Source organism: Rhizobium anhuiense, from assembly GCF_003985145.1.
In the GTDB taxonomy this organism is placed as follows: domain Bacteria; phylum Pseudomonadota; class Alphaproteobacteria; order Rhizobiales; family Rhizobiaceae; genus Rhizobium; species Rhizobium anhuiense.
In genome coordinates this window covers 716,328-735,214 of record NZ_ML133521.1, presented here as the reverse complement: position 1 = coordinate 735,214, position 18,887 = coordinate 716,328, and the positions used below count along the sequence as shown (strand labels likewise).

Here is an 18,887-nt window from a genome sequence, read left to right as displayed (position 1 = left end):
GTGCTGCCCCATTTATCTCCTATCGGGGGACCCAGTTGCCACTGAGGAGAACGTTATGAAGAGAATTATAAGCAGCCTGTTGATCGCCACGGCCCTTGTTGGATCGGCCATTCAGCCTGCTGCCGCGCGTGATCGCCATCATCACAACGACACCGGTCGTGTCATCGCCGGCGGCGTTGCCGCAGGTGTCGTCGGCGGCTTGATCGGCGGCGCGATCGCCAATAGCGGCCCGCGTTACGTCGATGGCGGTCCCCGCTATGTCGACGGCCCTCGCTATGTCGAACCCGCGCCGCGATGCTGGTATGAGGACCGTGACGTCCGCAACCGCTATGACGGCGGCTATCATACCGAAACCGTGCGGGTCTGCGAGTAGCGGACCTGAACGCCTCCGAGGGCGTTCATCTGATTATTTTCGCCCATCCGCCGAGGTTGCGTCCTGCAGCCTCGGCATTTTCATTAAAAAATTCTGGCTGCCCATGCGCTTCTTGTCATTCGGCTGTAAGAGACGAGCAATAGCTGAAAGCCGATGAATGATGGTCCGGTGACCGGCGGCAAGGCGCCGAAGAAAGAACGCATGCGCTTCGTCAGCGCCGAGCAGGTCGCGCAATTGGCAGGCGTTTCGCGCTCGGCCGTGTCGCGCACGTTCACGCCGGGCGCCAGCGTGGCGCCGGCAACGCGGGAAAAGGTGCTGCGGGCAGCGCAAGAACTCGGCTATCACGTCAGCGCGCGGCGTGCTTGCCAACCGGAGCCGTCTCGTCGGCATCGTCGCCACGCGGCCGGAGCTGGGCTTTCGCGCGCATCTCGCCGCAGCACTGGCCAAAAGCCTGATCAAACGCGGCAGCATCCCTATCCTCATCAACACTGGCCAGACGGAAGACGAGCTGCTCGCCGCCCAGAAGATGCTGATCGGCCACCGCGCCGAAGCGATCATCATCCTCTCCGGCTCGCCGCCGGCGAGTTTTTTCGAACTCGCACAGCGAAACGGCCAGCCGCTCGTCGTGATCGGCCGCTCGGAACCCGGCGCCGACCATGTGCGCGCCGGCAATTCCGAAGCCTCCCGCAAGGCGGCGACGGCCTTTTACGAAAGCGGCAGACGGCGGCTGGCGGTCATCGGCTCGAACACGGGAACGCCTGCCATCATCGAGCGCGAAAACGCCTTCCTTTTGGCGGCCGGGTCGCTCGGTGCATCCGTCGTCGTCGGGCGCGGCGGCGATTCCGATTATGATGGCGGCGTCACTGCCGGGCGCGCGCTCTTTTCGGAAAAAATCAAGCCCGACGCCGTCTTCTGCGTCAACGACCAGCTCGCCTTCGGGCTGATGGATGTCGTGCGCCTGGAAGCGCGGCTGCGCATCCCCGAGGATGTCGCCGTCATCGGCTTCGACGACGTGCCGGAATCCGCCTGGCTGAGCTATCAGCTCACCACCTTCCGCCAGGATCCGCTGACCATGGCATTGCGCGCCGTCGAGTTGATGGAGCGGCGGCTTGAAAACCCCGATGCGCCTCCAGGGTACGAGCGCGTCATTCCGGAACTCATCATCCGCCAGAGCTTCGAACCCTAACCTCCCCAACCGCTTTTCGCGGACGCTATCCTGTGGCAAGAAGACACGTAGATCAAAGTGTTACAGCGTCCTTTGTGCGTCCTATATGACGCTGGGCGCTGTAAGGGAGGAAGATCGCCTGAGATGAAGGGAATTCGCCAGCTTGCCAAACATCTCGACATTTCGATCGGAACCGTATCCCGTGCGTTGAACGGCAAGCCCGACGTCAACGACGAAACGCGCCGACGGGTGCTTGCCGCCGCCAAGGAGCTCGGATACGTCGCCAACCAGTCGGGCCGCAGCCTTCGCCAGGGCATGACCAACGTCATCGGGCTGATGCTCGAAGTCAGCCGCGAGACGGTCGAAAACAGCGACGACTTCTTCCTCGGCGTCACCGACGGGCTGCAGAGCGTCTTTTCCCGTCACAAGCTCGATCTCGTCATGCTGCCCTGCCCCGATGACGAGGATCCGCACGAATATCTGAAGCGCATGGTGGCGCGCCGCCTCGTCGATGCGCTGATCATCTCGGCGACGCGACGCACCGACCGGCGCATCGAGCTTCTGGAAAAGGCCCGCATCCCCTTCGTGGCGCTCGGCCGCAGCGCGTCCGGCGGCAGCTATACCTGGATGGATCTCGATTTCGAGGGCGTGGCGGCGCGCGGCGTCGACCGGCTGGTCGCGAAAGGCCACCGGCGGATCGCGGTAGCCGCCCCCTCCTCCGACATCAATCTCGGCTACATCTTCCTCGACAGTTACCGCCAGGCACTGCAACGGCACGGCATTGCCTTCGATCCGGCTCTCGTCATCCGCGTCAAGTCGAGCGAACAGGGCGGCTATCAGGCTGGCCACGAATTGCTGATGATCAAAGAGCGGCCGACCGCGATCATCCTGATCCACGAGCTGATGGCGATCGGGCTTTACCGGCGGCTGGCCGAGGCCGGCATCGTGCCCGGCCGCGACCTCGCCGTCGTCGGTTTCCGCGAGGAGCCGCGCACGCATTTCCTGCAGCCGTCGCTGACCTCCTTCCGCATGTCGCTGCGCGATCTCGGCGCCCAGCTTGGCGAAACCCTGCTCGCCACCATGCCGGCCTATGCCGATCATTATCCGCAGGGCGCCCGCAACCGGATCTGGCCGCTGGAACTCGTTCCGGGTGAAAGCGACGCTTTCACCCTGACGATCTGAACCTCTCTCAGACCCGGCTCGCCGCCGCCGCATGCTCCCGTTGCGACAGCTGATGCGTGACGACGAAGACCAGCAGGGCGCCGGCAGCCAGGCAGGCGGCCAGGAAGAACATCGGCGCGATCGTGCTGCCGCTTGCTTCCTTGATCCAGGGCACGACGTTCTGGGCGACGAAGCCGCCGAGATTTCCGACCGAATTGATGGCGGCAAGGCCCGCTGCAGCACCCGCCCCCTTGAGGAAACGGGAGGGCAGGCTCCAGAAGACAGGCTGGGGTGCGAAGATGCCGGCAGCGGCGACGCAGAGGAAGGCGAATTGCAAAGCGTGGTTCGGGATCAGCGCCGAGAGCAGCAGGCAGGCAGCGCCGATGAAAGCGGGAATGACAATATAGGGCGTCTTCGATGGCGCCTTGTCGGCCATGGCGGGAACGGCATAAAGCGCGACTGCAACCAGCACCCAGGGAATGATGTTGAGGAAACCGTTCACCGTGTTGCTGACGCCGAAGGCCTGGACGATGGTCGGCAGCCAATAGCTGAGCCCATAGGCCGAAAGCGGAAAGGCGATATAGCAGAGCGCCATCAGCAGCACGCGCGGGTCGATGAGCGCCTTGAAGCCGTTTGAGGCATTTTCGCCCATGCCGGCATTTTCCGAGGCAAGCCTGCGTTCGAGCCAGGCCTTCTCCTCACCGCTGAGGAAGCTTGCGCTTTCGGGCCGGCCGGGAAGATAGAAGAAGGTGACGATGCCGGCGATGACGGCCGGAACGCCCGTCGCGAGGAAGACCCACTCCCAGCCGGCAAAGCCGTAGAGACCGTCGAGATCGAGCAGCATACCGCCGAGCGGCGCGCCGACCGCATTGGCGATCGCGCTGAAGATCATGAACAGCCCGACCATCCTGCCGCGATAGGCCGAGGGAAACCAGAGCGTCAGCAGATAGAGGACGCCGGGAAAGAAACCGGCTTCGCACACACCGAGCAGGAAGCGCAGGATATAGAACATCGTTGCGTTCTGCGTGAAGGCGAGCGCGACGGTGACGAGGCCCCAGGAGACCAGGATGCGCGCAAACCAGACGCGGGCGCCGAGCCGGTCGAGGAAGAGATTGCTCGGCACCTCGAAGAGGAAATAACCGATGAAGAACAGCGAAGCGCCGAGGCCATAGGCATATTCGCTCATATCAAGTGCATCGACCATCTGCAGCTTGGCGAAACTGACATTCTGCCGGTCGATATAGGCGATGAGATAGAGGATGCCGAGAAAGGGCATCAGCTTCCAGGTGATTTTCGAGATCAGCCGCTTCTCGTCGACCATGCGTATCCTCCGAAATGACAGTGCTTCGTCACGGCGTAGATAGAGCGGTCAGATGATAATCAATTGCGCGTTGCATTTTCTCACGCAAGTGCGACCAGTCATGTGGCCGCACCCGGGAGACCGGGTGCGGCCTGTCGTCGATCATTCGGCCGCGGCAACGGCGGAGCGGCGGCCGATCGTTGCCTGGGTCAGCACTAAGGCCGAGAAGGCGCAGAGCGCGATACCGGCGGCCATCGGAACGGCGGTGCCGTCGAAGAAGACGCTCGATATGACCATGGCGACGGCGGCGATGACGAAATGCAGCGTGCCCATCAGCGACGAGGCCGTGCCGGCGATCTCGCCGTGATCCTCGAGGGCGAGCACCGCGCTCGTCGGAATGACTAAGCCGAGGAAACCGTAGCCGATGAACAGGAAGGTCGCCATCACAGGCAGCTGGTTGAAGCCGGCGGCCATCACCACCGCCATGACGACCATGGCAAGGGCAAAGGCGCTGACTGCAATCCGCATGACGCGCACGAGGCCGAACCGCTCGCCGAGCCAGCCCGTCGCCTGCGATACCGCGAAGAAGGACACGGCGTTGATCGAGAAAGCGAAACTGTATTGCGTCGGCGTCAGCCCGTAATGCTGGATCAGCACGAAGGGCGAGTTGGCGAGATAGACGAGGAAGCTCGAAATGCCGAGGCCGCCGATGAAGGTCAGCGTCAGGAAGTTGCGGTCGGTGAGCAGCAGGCGATAGGCGGCCATGGCGCTCTTCAGACCGCTGCCGCTGCGCTCGCTGGCCGAACGGGTTTCCTCGAGCTGGGTGGCGAGCAGGACAAGGCCGATGAAGGCGGCGATCGTCACGGCCCAGAACACGCCACGCCAGCCATAGAATTCGATGACGGCGCTGCCCGTCAGCGGCGCCAGGATCGGCGAGATCGAGAAGACCAGCATCAGCAGCGACATCAGGCGCGCGGCCTGGACGCCGGTATGCATGTCGCGGACGATGGCGCGCGGAATGACCATGCCGGCGGCACCGCCGATACCCTGAACGAAACGGAAGGCGATCAGCGTTTCGATATCGGTGGCCAGCGCACAGCCGATCGAAGCGATGGCGAAGAGGCCGATGCCGAGATAGAGCGGCAGCTTGCGACCCCACATATCCGACAGCGGACCGTAGACGAGCTGGGCGAGCGCAAAGGAGATGAAGAAGGCGAGAAGGGTGAGCTGAGTGACGTTGTTATCGGCATGCAGGTCCTGGCCGATGGAGGGCAGCGCAGGCAGATACATGTCGATGGCGAAAGGCCCGATGGCCGACAAAAGGCCGAGAATGAGGGCAATGCGAAAGAAGGAAGCCGTCATAATGGTGATCTTTCTTAAAAGCGCAGCGGAGCTACCGGATCGTCGCTCCGCGACTTTGCTCTTAGAGCGCCATGCGTCCTCTCGGACGCACAAGGGACGCTCTAATCTTTGAATTTACGCATCGTGCTTTCCGAAAATCGAACCGATTTTCGGGCCGATGCGCTAGGGTTCAATGATGATCGTTCGCGCGAAGACGAAGTTGGGAGCTCATATCTCCAGCGGCAAACCAAGAGTGTCAACAAATTTGGACACGGATGTAAAATTAGACGCCATTGTCTAAAACGTCAAGACGTCTTATCTTCGCTCTCATGAAAGATCGCATGACACCGGCAGCCCGGATGGGGGGGCATACGCAGCGCGGCCAATGCGCCAAGCGCATGTCGATCCTCGATGCCGCCGCCGACGTCTTCTGCCGCCAGGGTTTTGCCGGCGCCAGCATCGACGAGATCGCCGCAGTCGCCTGCGTATCCCGCCAAACGATCTACAATCACTATCGCGAGAAGGAAACGCTGTTCGTCGCCGTCGTCGAAGACGTCATGAACCGCGCCAACGCCATGCTCTTCTCGGTGCTGTCATCTTTCCCGGACAACGCCGACGATCTTGAGGGTGAACTGACGGCTTTCGCCGTGCGCCTCAATAAGAACTGCATCTGCAACCACGATGGAAAATTCTTGCGGAAGCTGGTGCAGACCGAAGGCGAGCGGTATCCGCACCTCTTCGAAAGCTGGCGCCAGCAGGGGCCGGGCAAGCTGATCACTGCCCTTTCCGCACTGTTCGCGCGGCTTGCCCACAAGGGAACGCTCGTCATCGACGATTTCGACGTCGCCGCCCGGCAGTTCGTCGCACTCGGCAATGCCGACCTGCAAATGATGATCCTTCTCGGCGCCACACCCACCGATGAAGAGCTGGAAAAGGCGGCGCGCAACGCCGTCCGTACTTTTCTCAAGGCCTATGGCAGGCCGGTGGCCGAAAAGGCCGGCCAGCAGCCGCAACTCGCAGCCATCTCAGGCTGATCAGGCCTCCTCTGATCGGGGCCCTCTGATCAGGCAAAGACCGTCATCTGCGAAGGCACGACCGCGAACATGCCGACGCGGCGCGCGGCGAGATATTTCACCAGCTGTTCGACAACCGAAGGCATGACCGGCTTCTGGACCACGCCGACCGCACCCTTGACCCCATCGGCGACGATTTCTGGATTGCCGGTCATGAAGACGACCGCGATGCCGTGCTCTTGCGCCAGCCGCCGGCCGATCTCAGGCCCGGTCGGGCCGTCGGCGAGATTGACGTCGACGAAAGCGATATCGGCAAGCGGCGCCAGCCGTAACGCCTGTTCGCAATCATTGGCAAGGCCGGCGACCTGCATCCCCATGCCTTCCACCGTCGCCTCGAGATCGAGCGCAATCAGGAATTCATCTTCGACGATCAATACTCTCTGTTTCATCAGATCATCTCGTTGCCAGCGCCGCACGACATTGGTGGCCATGATACGTCCCCTTGTTACGCCTATACTTCGAAAGAGGGATCCGCTCCGCCAGCCTGTCCTTCAAGCGAAACTCATGGCGGTAACGGGCAACTCGAAGATATGTTCCGCGGTGGAACGCGATTTGCCATATTTAAGGCATTGTTAACGTTGATAAATTCTTAATAACAAGGAGATGGAGAAAAAGGCGGAGCCGGATCGCGCTTAAGCTCGAGGCTACATCTTATGGCTGAAGGCGCGATAAGACGGTATAACCCTTGCGTTACCTCAAACGAGAATCATATTGAGAAACACATTTATCGTTCTGGCCGCCGTGATCATCGGCTTGTTCGCTTACACCAAATTGATGGCCGGGGTCGGTTCAGGCTCGCCGCCTGCGGATGCGCCTTTCGAGCAACGGGCTGACCTCATTCGCGTTTATAAATCCGAACGCCGCATGGTCCTTCTCAGAGGCGATGCCGCCCTCTCGACATACCGGATTTCTCTTGGGTGGGCTGCCGACGAGGGTCCCAAGCAGCGAGAAGGTGACGAGAAAACACCCGAAGGACGGTATGAGATAGACTGGCGAAATCCCAATTCCATGGCGCATCTCAGCCTGCACATTTCCTATCCAAATCCTGATGACCAGCGCAACGCTCAATCCGGCGGCTTCCCTCCCGGTGGCGCGATCATGATCCACGGCCTTCCCAATGGCTGGGGCCTGTTCGGAAACATCCATCAACTGTGGGATTGGACGGATGGGTGCATTGCGGTCACCAACGCGGAGATGCGCGAAATCTGGGCTCGCGTACCCGACCATACACCCATCGAGATTATGCCCTGAACTGTTGCCACGGCCTTTTCAGCCCTTGGCCTTCAGGACGAGGACCGGCTGGCTGCGATAGTCGGCGGGAAACAGCGACTTGAGGTTCTCGATTTTCGGCAGGTCGTTATAGACGATATAGGGATAGGTCGGATTGAGCGTCAGGAAATCCTGATGATAGGCTTCGGCGGGATAGAAGCCGATGGCGTCGGACACCTTGGTGACGATCGGCTGGGCGAAGACATGCGCCTTGTCGAGCTGCTCGATATAGCCCTCGGCGACCTTGCGCTGCTCGGGATCGGAGACGAACAGCGCCGAGCGGTATTGCGTTCCCCGATCCGGACCCTGGAAATTCAGCTGCGTCGGGTTGTGCGCCACCGAGAAGAAGATCTGTAGCAACTTGCCATAACTCACCTGATTCGGATCGAACTTGACCTGAACGGATTCGGCGTGACCCGTCGCGCCGGTGCTCACGGTTTCATATTGCGCCGTTTTGGCATCGCCGCCGGCATAGCCGGAGACGGCGCTCTTAACGCCCTTCACATGCTGGAAGACGCCCTGGACGCCCCAGAAACAGCCGCCGGCGAAAATGGCCGTCTCGGTGCCGGATCCGGCCGCCTGGTCAATGGCTGGCGGCGGGATGACAACCGCCTCCTCGGCCGCGGCTACGCCACACGCACTGAGCGAGACGACGGCGGCGGCGAGGAACGCGGCAAGGCGCCTGCGATGGGAAGACGTGGGCATTGCGCTACCTCCTGCGACAGCCCAAATTCTTGCGCATCCTTGCAAAACCCGCAAATCACAAGCCGGTCACTCACGCCGATGTGACAGCTGGACGAAAGCCCCTGTGCGAACATGAAACAGCGCTCAACTTGAGTTGACAATCCCGCGAGGAGTGAGGAGAGTGCCGCCGATCAGAGCCTGCATTTCCGGGGGGAACCTATGTCCGTGCGCTCGTTCTTTGCATTCGCGACAATCGCATTTTTTTCCACGATCGCCGTCAGCCTTCCCGCCGTCGCTGCGGACACCAAGCGCGACATCCAGACGATCAAGGACGCCGATTTCTTCGGCTTCGATCTTCGCACCGAGCAGAATGTCTCGCTCGATCAGTGCAAGACCTCCTGCATCGGCGACAAGAGCTGCAAGGCCTTCACCTACAATCCCAAGGTGAAATGGTGTTTCCTGAAATCCGATTTCAAGACGATGAATGCTTTCCCCGGCGCGATCGCCGGCAAGATCGTCGAAACATCAGGCAAGCAGGAGCCCGAAATCGGCGCCGCGCCGCGCCTGACATTCCTAACCAACGACCTCATCCAGCAGGCCCATGACTTCAAGGACAATCTGGCGCTTGCCGACGACCAGCAGGGCCAGGGCGTCGACAGCCTGACGGCCAATGCCCGCATCGACCTCACCGCCAACAATCTGGCCGAGGCGCTGAAGTCCTTCCATGGCGCGCTGTCGATCACCCCTGACGACGCCGATCTCTGGCTCGAAACCGCCCGCGCCGCCGCTTCGCTCGGCAACGCCGAGACCAACACATCCGGCCAGGCCGTGCTCGACGCGCTGAACGGCTACGAGCTGACGCGCACCAAGGCCAAGCGCGCCGAGGCGCTCGCCGTCCTCGCTGACGCCCTGGACCGCAACGCCAATTACCGCCCGGCGCTCGACGCCTACAAGGCGAGCCTGGCGCTGGTTGCCTCCGACGATGTTCAGACCGCCTACCTGCAGCTGAAATCGACGCAGGGCTTCCGCATCACCGAACACACGGTCGATGCCGACAGCGCCACGCCGCGCGCCTGCGTCACCTTCTCCGAGGCGCTGGTCAAGACCACCGACTACACGCCCTTCGTGACGCTGAACGGGGCAGCTCCCAAGGCGCTGGAAACCAAGGACAAGCAGATCTGCGTCGAGGGGCTGACGCATGGCGAGACCTACAAGATCGCTTTCCGCACCGGCCTGCCGTCCTCCGTCGACGAGGCGCTCGAAGCACCCGTCAGCATCGACGTCTATATCAAGGACCGTAGCCAGATGGTGCGTTTCACCGGCGACAGCTTCGTGCTGCCCTCGACGGCGCGCCGCGGCATCCCGCTCGTCTCGGTCAACCTGAACTCGGCCAATCTCAAACTCTACCGCATCGGCGATCGCGCCATTGCGCCGCTCTTGACCAATTCGCAATTCCTGGCTCAGCTCGACGGCTACAGCGCCCAGAACATTCAGGACCAGAATGGCGAACTCGTCTGGCAGGGCTCGATCGACATCGCCAACGAGCTCAACAAGGACATCGTCACCAGCTTCCCGGTCGACGAGGCGCTGCCCGAGCGCAAGCCCGGCATCTACGTGCTGACGGCATCGGGCCCGAACGGCCCGGCGCAGGAGTGGGATTCACAGGCGACCCAATGGTTCCTGGTCTCCGATATCGGCGTCACCACCTATGCCGGCACCGACGGGCTCAACGTCTTCACCCGTTCGCTCGCCTCGGCCAAGCCGATCGCAGGCGTCGAACTGCAGCTTCTCGCCAAGAACAATGAAGTGCTCGGCACCGCGACGACCGACGAAAACGGCCGCGCCACCTTCACCGCCGGCCTGATCCGCGGCACGGCGGCGCTCACACCCGCCGTCATCGCCGCCAGGAACGGGACCTCGGACTACGTCTTCCTCGACATGACACGCGCCGGCTTCGACCTTTCCGACCGCGGCGTGACGGGCCGCGCCGCCCCCGGCGCGATCGACGTGCTGACCTTCACCGAACGCGGTATCTACCGCGCCGGCGAAACGGTGCATGCCCAGGCGCTCGCCCGCGACACCGATGGCAACGCCATCGAGAACCTGCCGCTCACCTTCATCTTCAGCCGCCCCGATGGCGTCGAAGACCGGCGGATCGTCAGCCAGACCAGCAATCTCGGCGGTTATTCCATCGATTTCCCGACCCAGGAAACCGCCATGCGCGGCACCTGGACGATGAACATCTATACCGATCCCAAGGGCAGCGCGATCGCCAGCAAGAGTTTCCTGGTCGACGATTTCGTCCCCGATCGCACCGACATGGAGATCAAGACCGAGGCCAAGGAAGTCGGTCCGGACACGCCGGCGACGATCACCGTTTCGGGCAAATATCTCTACGGCGCCCCGGCCGCCGGGCTGACGCTCGAAGGCGATGTCGTCGTCAAGCCGACGCGTGAGAGTGCTGCCTTTAAGGGCTTTCTGTTCGGCCTCGCCGACGAAGAGGCGAGCGAGGATTCGCGCCTGCCGATCGATGGCCTGCCGGAACTCGACGAGAACGGCGAAGCCTCGACGGATCTCACCATCAGCGACCTGCCGGCCACGACGCAGCTGCTCAACGCCACTGTCTACATACGCATGCAGGAAGCGGGCGGCCGCGCCATCGAGCGCTCTCTGACCATTCCGGTGAAGAACGAGCGGGCGTCTATCGGCATCAAGCCGGAATTTTCCGGCGACCTGCCCGAGAACTCGATCGCCAACTTCACGGTGATCGGCGTCAATGCCGCCGGGCAGAAGCAGGAGGCGAAGAGCCTGCGCTGGAAATTCTACAGCCTCAATCGCGAATACCAATGGTATCGCGAGGGAACGGCGTGGAAATACGAGCCGGTCTACACCGCCGAGCAGGTTTCCAACGGCAGCGTCGACGCGACGATGGATGGCGGCAAGATTTCCGTTCCGGTGACCTGGGGCCGATATCGTCTCGAAGTGGAAAGCCCGGATGCCGACGGCCCGACCTCCAGCGTCGAATTCGACGCCGGCTGGTTCGTCACCTCGACCTCGACCGAAACGCCCGACGGGCTGGAAATCGCCCTCGACAAGGACAGCTACAAGATCGGCGAGACCGCCAGGCTGAAAGTCACCTCGCGTTACGGCGGCGAGTTGATGGTGACAGCCGGCACCGAAAAGCTGGTCGCCGTGCAGAACGCTGCGATCGGTGAGACCGGCGGCGAGGTCGACATCCCTGTGACAGCGGACTGGGGTGCCGGCGCTTATGTTACAGCCACGCTCTTCCGTCCCGGCGATGCCCAAGACAGCCATATGCCGATGCGCTCGATCGGCATCAAATGGCTGAAGGTCGATCCCGAACAGCGTGCGTTGCAGGTAACGCTCGCAACACCCGAAAAAATGCTGCCGCGCGGGCCGCTCGATATCGGCCTGCAGGTGGCGGGCGCCGGCGCCAACGAGGACGCCTATGTGACGGTTGCCGCCGTCGATGTCGGCATTCTCAACCTGACGCGCTACGAACCGCCGAACCCGGAAGACTGGTATTTCGGCCAGCGCCAACTCGGCCTTGAAATCCGCGACCTCTATGGCCGGCTGATCGACGGCTCGCTCGGTGCGACCGGCAAGCTCAGGACCGGTGGTGACGGCGGCGCCGTGGCGCTGCAGGCAAGCCCGCCGACGCAGAAGCTCGTCGCCTTCTTCTCCGGGCCGGTGAAGCTCGACGCCGAAGGCAAGGCCCATGTCTCCTTCGACATTCCGCAATTCAACGGCACGGCGCGCGTCATGGCGGTCGCCTGGTCGAAATCAGGTGTCGGCCACGGCGTCAAGGATGTCATCATCCGCGACCCTGTCGTGGTGACCGCAAGCCTGCCGAAATTCCTCGCCCCCGGCGACAAGGCCAATCTGCGCCTCGACATCGCCAACACCGACGCGTCGGCCGGCGACTACAAGCTGCAGCTGACCGGCAATGATGCCGTCGGCATCGAACAGGCTTCCGCCGCGCAGACGATCCGCCTCGAGGCCGGAGCGAAATCCGAATTGACGCTTTCGCTCGTCGGCAAACAGCCAGGCGCCGGCAGCATCTCGATCAACCTTTCCGATGCTTCCGGCCTGTCGCTCGACCAGACCGTCGACGTGCCGGTGCGCCCTGCATCGCTGCCGATCACCGAACGGCGGGTGCTGGCGCTGAAGCCGGGAGCAAAGCTCACCGTCGACAAGAACCTGCTGGCCGATAGCGTGCTGCCCGGCGCCTCGATCAGCGTCAACGTCACACGTTCGGCCGCCTTCGATATCCCGGCCTTGCTGATGACGCTCGACCGCTATCCCTTCGGCTGCGCCGAGCAGACCACCAGCCGGGCGCTGCCGCTGCTCTACCTCGCCGAAGTGGCAAAGCAGGCCGGCATGGCAAATGACGAGGACGTGCACCAGCGCGTGCAGGACGCGATCTACCGCGTGCTCTCCTACCAGGCCTCGGCCGGTAGCTTCGGCCTCTGGGGACCGGATTCGGGCGACGTCTGGCTCGATTCCTACGTCACCGATTTCCTGACGCGGGCCCGCGAAATGAAATATGACGTGCCGGAAAGGGCCTTCGTGCAGGCGCTGGAAAACCTGCAGAACACGCTGTCCTACACCACCGACATCAAGGGCCAGGGCGATCAGATCGCCTATGCCATCTACGTCCTTGCCCGCAACAAGAAGGCCGCGATCAGCGATCTGCGCTACTATGCCGATACGATGATCAACGACTTCCCGACGCCGCTCGCCAAGGCGCATATCGCTGCGGCACTGGCCCTCTATGGTGATGCGCAGCGTTCGAAGAATATCTTCCTCGACGCGCTGCAGATGTCGGAGCAATCGATGGTGTCGCGCGTGAACCTGTCGCGCACCGACTACGGCACGATCCTGCGCGATGGTGCCGCGATCCTGGCGCTTGCCGCCGAAAGCCGGCCGGTGCCGCCTGTCATCCCGGAACTCGCCAAGGCCGTCGGCAAGGAATGGGGGCGCAGCAAATATAAGAGCACGCAGGAAGAAACCTGGATGCTGCTTGCCGCGCGCGCCATCCAGGGCGGTGACGATGGACTGAAGGTCGATGTCAATGGCGCGCCGCATACCGGCGCCTACATGGCCCGCATGACCGGCGATGCGCTCGCCGACCATCCGCTGACGCTGACCAACCAGACGAACGACACGGTTTCGGCTGCAGTCACCACCGTTGCCGCCCCCACAATGCCGCTGCCGGCCGGTGGCGACGGCTTCATCATCGAGCGCAGCTACTACACGCTCGACGGCGAAGAGGCGAATGTCAGCGAGGCGAAGCAGAACGAACGCTACGTCGTCGTCATCCATGTGCGCGAAACCAATGACTGGCCGTCGCGCATCGTCATCACCGATCTCCTGCCCGCCGGTTTCGAGATCGACAATCCGAATCTCGTCGACAGTGCCCAGATGACGAATTTCGATTGGATCGGCGAGATCTCGGCCGCCCATACCGAATTCCGCTATGACCGCTTCGTTGCCGCCTTCAACCGCGCAGCAGGCGACAATCGCGAATTCAACGTCGCCTATGTCGTGCGCGCCGTTACCCCCGGCACCTACGACCATCCGGCGGCAAGCGTCGAGGACATGTACCGGCCGGAGCTTTCGGCCCGCACGGCGACCGGCAAGATGGAGGTCGTGGCAGCGCAATAATGAAGCGGTGGCACAAGATCGCGATCGGATCCGCGGCCGGCATCGTTCTTGCCGGCGCGGTTCTCTTTGCGCTCGACGCTGCCGACAAGGCCTATCCGCCGCCATTGGACAGGGCGAATGCCGTCTCCGCCGAGGTGCTGGATGCCGACGGGCAATTGCTGCGCGCCTTCGCGACCTCGGAAGGCCGCTGGCGGCTGAAGACGGCGGTCTCCGACGTCGATCCGCAATTCCTGCGCATGCTGATCGCCTATGAGGACCAGCGTTTTTATGATCACGGCGGCGTCGATCCCTGGGCGCTCGGGCGTGCCGCCATGCAATTGGTCGGCAATGGCCGCATCGTTTCCGGCGCCTCGACCCTGTCGATGCAGGTAGCGCGGCTGATCGAGCCGCGCGAAGGGCGTTCGCTTTCGGCAAAGCTGCTGCAGTTGGTGCGCGCCGTGCAGATCGAGCGGCGGCTGTCGAAAGAACAGATCCTCGATCTCTACCTGACGCATGCGCCTTATGGCGGCAATCTGGAAGGCGTGCGCGCCGCAAGCCTTGCCTATTTCGGCAAGGAACCGCGCCGCCTCACGGTCGCAGAGGCGGCTTTGCTCGTCGCCCTGCCGCAATTGCCGGAACGGCGCCGGCCGGACCGCAATCTCAAGGCAGCCGAGGCTGCGCGCAAGCGTGTGCTTGACCGTGTGGCGGTGGCGGAAGCCGTGGGCGATGGCGAAGCGGAGCGTGCCGAGGGTGTCGCGGTCCCATCGCGGCGCATGCAATTGCCCGCACTTGCCGCCCATGTCGCGGAAGCCGCGCTGCGCAAGGAGCCTGATGTCCTCAAGCATCAGACGACCTTGAAGAAGCAGGTGCAGCAGGGGCTGGAATCGGTTGCGCGGGCAGCGGCCATGAAGCTCGGGCCGAAGCTGTCGCTCGCTATGGTGATGGCTGATGCGCAAACCGGCGCGATCGTCGGCGAGGTCGGCTCGGCCGATTATTTCGACGCCAGCCGCTCCGGCTGGATCGACATGACCCGCGTCAACCGCTCGCCGGGCTCGACGCTGAAGCCCTTCATCTATGGGCTCGCCTTCGAACAGGGCTTGGTGTCCCAGGAAACGATCATCGAAGACCGGCCCGCCGATTTCTTCGGCTACCGGCCGCGCAATTTCGACATGAGCTATCAGGGCGACGTCACCGTGCGCGAGGCGCTGCAGCTTTCGCTGAACGTGCCGGCGGTCAAGCTGCTCGATGCGGTCGGGCCGTCGCGGCTGATGGTACGCTTCCGCCGCGCCGAGGTGCGCCCGGTCCTGCCGCCGAATGAGACGCCGGGGCTGGCGATCGGTCTTGGCGGCGTCGGCATCACCTTGAAGGATCTGGTGCAGCTCTATACGGCGCTCGCCAATCGCGGCCAGCCGGCAAGGCTCGGCGACGGTGTCACCGGCGCACCGGGCAAACTCAACGGCGAACCGCTGCTGGAGCCGGTCGCGGTCTGGAACGTCGCCGATATTCTCTCCGGCGTCATTCCGCCCGCCGGCGCGCCGCAGCGCGGCATCGCCTACAAGACCGGCACGAGCTATGGCTATCGCGACGCCTGGTCGGTCGGCTATGACGGGCGCTATGTGCTCGGCGTCTGGGTCGGACGGCCCGACAATAGCGCCGTGCCGGGATTGACCGGCTATGGCACCGCAGCACCCATCCTATTCGAGGGCTTCGCCAAGTCCGGCATCGCAACGACGCCGCTGCCCCGCCCGCCGGCCGGCGCCGTGCGCATCGCCCAGTCTGAGCTGCCGATCAGCCAGCGCCGTTTTGCGCTGAATGCCAATGGCCTGCTCGTCGCCTCCGGTCGCGAGGCAGCACCTCAGATCATCTATCCGCCCGAGGGCGCGCATGTGGATCTCGGCGCTGGAGCAGGCAACCTGTCACCCCTGATGCTGAAGCTGCAGGGCGGCCGCGCCCCGTTCCGCTGGCTTGCCAACGGCAAGCCGCTGCCCGACCTCTCGCGTCGGCGCACCCAGCAATGGCTGCCCGATGGCGGCGGCTACTCGAAACTGACCGTCATCGACTCGGCCGGGAGGGCCGCAAGCGTGGGCGTCTTCATCGACTAACGCATCGTGCTTTGCGCGTCTGAAAAGACGCGCGGCGCTGTAAGGGAACAAAAACCCGGGCACAACCGTTGGAGAGGGTCTCCCTCCAACGTCAGACGGCCTCATGACACTTCCGACCGCGACCTACCGGATCCAATTCCGCAACGGCATGACTTTCGATCGCGCCTGCGACCTCGTCCCCTATCTCAAGACGCTTGGCATCAGCCACCTCTATACCTCGCCGATCTTTACCGCCGTCAGCGGCTCGACCCACGGCTATGACGTGACAGACGCCAACGAAATCGACCCGACGCTTGGCGGCCGGGCCGGATTCGAGCGGCTGACGGAAAGTCTCGCCGCCGCCGGCATGGGACTGATCCTCGACATCGTCCCGAACCACATGGCGGCCTCGCCGGAAAACGGCTGGTGGCGCGACGTATTGGCATTCGGCCGGCAGAGCGCTTATGCCAGCCACTTCGACATCGACTGGAGCGAGCCGCTGACCCTGCCACAGCTCGGTCAGGATTTCGATCGCGCTCTGGCTGGCGGCGAGCTGCGCATCGCGCTCGACGAAACGCATGGCAATTTCGCGCTCGGTTACTTCGAGACGCTGTTGCCGCTGAACCCCACGAGTTACGGCGCCCTCGCAAACCGGCTCGACGATCCGGTCGCCACCCGAATGGCGGAGGCTGCGGCCGAGACCTCCGGCGAGGATTTCAACCGCACGATGCGCGATATCCTCTTCGAAGGCGGCGATCGGGCCATCCTCCAGCAAAAGCTCGAAGAGGTCTCGGCCGATCTCGATTTCCTGAGAAACCTGCTTGAGGGACAGCATTGGCGGCTGACCCACTGGAAGGACGCGGCACGGCATCTGAGCTATCGCCGTTTTTTCGAGGTGACCGGCCTGGTCGGAACCCGCGTCGAAGATCCCGCGGTGTTCGAGGACGTGCACCGGCTGGTGATCGAACTGGTGCGCCATGGCAAGGTGCAAGGCCTGCGCATCGACCATGTCGACGGGCTGGCCGAACCCAAGGCCTATCTCGACAGGTTGCGGGAGGCGGTGGGACCAGACACCTATATCGTCGTCGAAAAGATCCTCGGACCCGGTGAGGTCCTGCCGGAGAACTGGCCGGTCGCCGGCACCACGGGATATGAGTTCATCGCCGCGCTCAGCGAGCTGTTCATCGAGAGCAGCGGTCTGCGCATATTGGACGGCGCCTATCGCAGCCTCGCCGGCGAGACCGGCAATCTCGAAGAGAGCCGGCAGATTGCCAAGCGACTGATGGTCGAACGCAATTTCGCCGGCGAGACCGACAGGCTGGTGTCGATCGCGGCAGGCATCTTTCCCGAGCTGAAAAGAGACGAGATCGCCACCGCGCTCTGCGAACTGCTGATCGCCTTTCCCGTCTACCGCACCTATGGCGACGGAGGCCCGCTTTCCTGGCAGGATGCAGCGGTCCTTGCCGGGACCGCGTCGCAGGTTTTGCCAAAGCTCGATGATCGCAGTGCCTGCGACCATGTGCTGAAGCTTCTCGAAGGCAAGATCGAAGGTGATGCGGCCCATGCGTTCCGGATCCGCTTCCAGCAATTGAGCGGGCCAGTGATGGCGAAGGCGACAGAGGATACGCTGTTCTATCGCTACAACAGGCTGCTTGCCGCAAACGAAGTGGGCGGCGAACCGGGCAAGGCGCCCGGCGGCATGGAGGAATTCCACCGTCGCATGGCCGAGCGGGCGCGGCTGCAGCCGCATGGGCTTTCGGCGAGCGCCACCCACGACACCAAACGCGGTGAGGATGCGCGCGCCAGGCTTTACGCGCTGAGCGAGGGCGCGGATGTCTTTGCCCAGGCGGTGGAGCGTTGGCGCGACATGAACCGGCCGTGGCTGCAGGAACTGGCGGATGGCGTTGCGCCGGAGCCGAATGTCGAATGGATGCTCTATCAGGCGCTGGCCGGCATCTGGCCGGAAGACTTCGACAGAGGACGGACGGAAGAACTGCGCGAACGCCTCGCCGACTACGCGGTCAAAGCCGTGCGCGAGGCGAAACTGCGCGGCGATTGGACGGAACAGAATGCCGTTTACGAGGAGGCGGTGACGACCTATGCCACGGCGCTGGTTGCGCCTGAGAATGACGCCTTCCTCGAAGATTTCGAAAGGGTGCTACAGCCCTTCATAGCGGCGGGTTACCTCAACAGCCTGTCGCAGACGCTGCTCAAGCTGACAGCCCCCGGCATTCCCGATATCTACCAGGGTGCGGAGGGTTTCGATTTCAGCCTCGTCGATCCCGACAACCGCCGGCCGGTCGATCATGAACGGCTGGCGGCCTGGCTTGATGAAGCCGGGCCGATCGCCAAGCTGCAGGCGGCGGCGCTGAAACAGCGCATCGTCGCGATCGGCCTGCAGCTGCGCCAACGGTATGTGGACCTCTTTGCCAGAGGCGACTATCTGCCGCTGAAGGTGACGGGCAACCGCCGCGATCATGTGCTCGCCTTTGCCCGGGTGCATAAGAGTGATTTCGCGATCGTCGCCGCGCCGCGGCTGATGTTCGGCTGGCTCGACCCTGGCGTGCTCTTTGCCGGCCCGGAATTTTGGGAGGATACGGCGATCGCCGTCCCCTCCCCGCTTCACGGGCTGAAGGCGGATCTGGTGACCGGAAAGACGATCGAGCCCGGGGGCAGCATCTCGGTCGCCGCCCTGCTCGGGAGCCAGCCGGTCGGGCTGATCACCCCACTCTGAGGTATCCAGCGCCAACGCATCGGACATTCGTCAAAATAG

Annotated in this window: 12 protein-coding genes and 1 pseudogene; 8 read left to right on the top strand and 5 right to left on the bottom strand. The window is 63.2% G+C overall.

The features are described from left to right. Nucleotides 1-55: 55 nt before the first annotated feature. A complete protein-coding gene (locus tag EEQ99_RS03630; protein WP_097543513.1) occupies nucleotides 56-373 on the top strand; it encodes a hypothetical protein in 318 nt (105 codons plus the stop codon). Between the two features lie 83 nt (nucleotides 374-456). Here EEQ99_RS03630 and EEQ99_RS35055 read toward each other — a convergent pair whose 3' ends face one another. Then, nucleotides 457-648 carry a hypothetical protein gene (locus EEQ99_RS35055; RefSeq protein WP_244604771.1) on the bottom strand — a complete coding sequence of 64 codons (192 nt, stop codon included), beginning with the start codon at nucleotides 646-648 and terminating at the stop codon, nucleotides 457-459. On the opposite strand from EEQ99_RS35055, the pseudogene EEQ99_RS03625 reads away from it, so the two are divergent. Further along, nucleotides 575-1,559: pseudogene (locus EEQ99_RS03625) on the top strand (LacI family DNA-binding transcriptional regulator). The gene EEQ99_RS35055 and the pseudogene EEQ99_RS03625 overlap by 74 nt on opposite strands. 123 nt (nucleotides 1,560-1,682) lie before the next feature. Beyond that, entirely contained in the window at nucleotides 1,683-2,720 is a 1,038-nt protein-coding gene (locus tag EEQ99_RS03620) for a LacI family DNA-binding transcriptional regulator (RefSeq protein ID WP_127430022.1), read from the top strand. 7 nt (nucleotides 2,721-2,727) lie between these two features. Here the strand turns inward: EEQ99_RS03620 and EEQ99_RS03615 are convergent, their stop codons facing one another. Beyond that, nucleotides 2,728-4,020: an MFS transporter gene (locus EEQ99_RS03615; RefSeq protein WP_097595617.1), complete on the bottom strand. Its 1,293-nt coding sequence runs from the start codon at nucleotides 4,018-4,020 to the stop codon at nucleotides 2,728-2,730. Nucleotides 4,021-4,161: 141 nt separating this feature from the next. Next, complete coding sequence (locus EEQ99_RS03610; RefSeq protein ID WP_028756283.1) at nucleotides 4,162-5,361, bottom strand: multidrug effflux MFS transporter; 1,200 nt, start codon at nucleotides 5,359-5,361, stop codon at nucleotides 4,162-4,164. Nucleotides 5,362-5,633: 272 nt separating this feature from the next. On the opposite strand from EEQ99_RS03610, the gene EEQ99_RS03605 reads away from it, so the two are divergent. After that, nucleotides 5,634-6,374, top strand: coding sequence for a TetR/AcrR family transcriptional regulator (locus EEQ99_RS03605; protein WP_028756284.1), 741 nt, complete (start codon nucleotides 5,634-5,636; stop codon nucleotides 6,372-6,374). 29 nt (nucleotides 6,375-6,403) lie between these two features. Here EEQ99_RS03605 and EEQ99_RS03600 read toward each other — a convergent pair whose 3' ends face one another. Continuing rightward, entirely contained in the window at nucleotides 6,404-6,844 is a 441-nt protein-coding gene (locus tag EEQ99_RS03600) for a response regulator (RefSeq protein ID WP_028756285.1), read from the bottom strand. A gap of 280 nt (nucleotides 6,845-7,124) precedes the next feature. On the opposite strand from EEQ99_RS03600, the gene EEQ99_RS03595 reads away from it, so the two are divergent. Then, nucleotides 7,125-7,664, top strand: coding sequence for a L,D-transpeptidase family protein (locus EEQ99_RS03595; protein ID WP_028756286.1), 540 nt, complete (start codon nucleotides 7,125-7,127; stop codon nucleotides 7,662-7,664). A gap of 18 nt (nucleotides 7,665-7,682) precedes the next feature. Here the strand turns inward: EEQ99_RS03595 and msrA are convergent, their stop codons facing one another. Then, the gene (gene msrA / locus EEQ99_RS03590) at nucleotides 7,683-8,387 is read right to left on the bottom strand and encodes a peptide-methionine (S)-S-oxide reductase MsrA (protein ID WP_028756287.1); all 705 of its coding nucleotides are present in this window, start codon (nucleotides 8,385-8,387) and stop codon (nucleotides 7,683-7,685) included. Nucleotides 8,388-8,585: 198 nt separating this feature from the next. Here msrA and EEQ99_RS03585 point away from each other — a divergent pair, with 198 nt between their 5' ends. The 3 genes from EEQ99_RS03585 (at nucleotide 8,586) to treY (ending at nucleotide 18,848) form a co-directional block, all read left to right on the top strand. Continuing rightward, nucleotides 8,586-14,054, top strand: a complete 5,469-nt coding sequence (locus EEQ99_RS03585; RefSeq protein WP_127430021.1) for an alpha-2-macroglobulin family protein — start codon at nucleotides 8,586-8,588, stop codon at nucleotides 14,052-14,054. Next, a complete protein-coding gene (gene pbpC, locus EEQ99_RS03580; protein WP_029868149.1) occupies nucleotides 14,054-16,135 on the top strand; it encodes a penicillin-binding protein 1C in 2,082 nt (693 codons plus the stop codon). Before EEQ99_RS03585 ends, pbpC begins: the two co-directional genes overlap by 1 nt. Nucleotides 16,136-16,238: 103 nt before the next feature. Further along, nucleotides 16,239-18,848 carry a malto-oligosyltrehalose synthase gene (gene treY, locus EEQ99_RS03575; RefSeq protein ID WP_063475946.1) on the top strand — a complete coding sequence of 870 codons (2,610 nt, stop codon included), beginning with the start codon at nucleotides 16,239-16,241 and terminating at the stop codon, nucleotides 18,846-18,848. Nucleotides 18,849-18,887 lie beyond the last annotated feature (39 nt).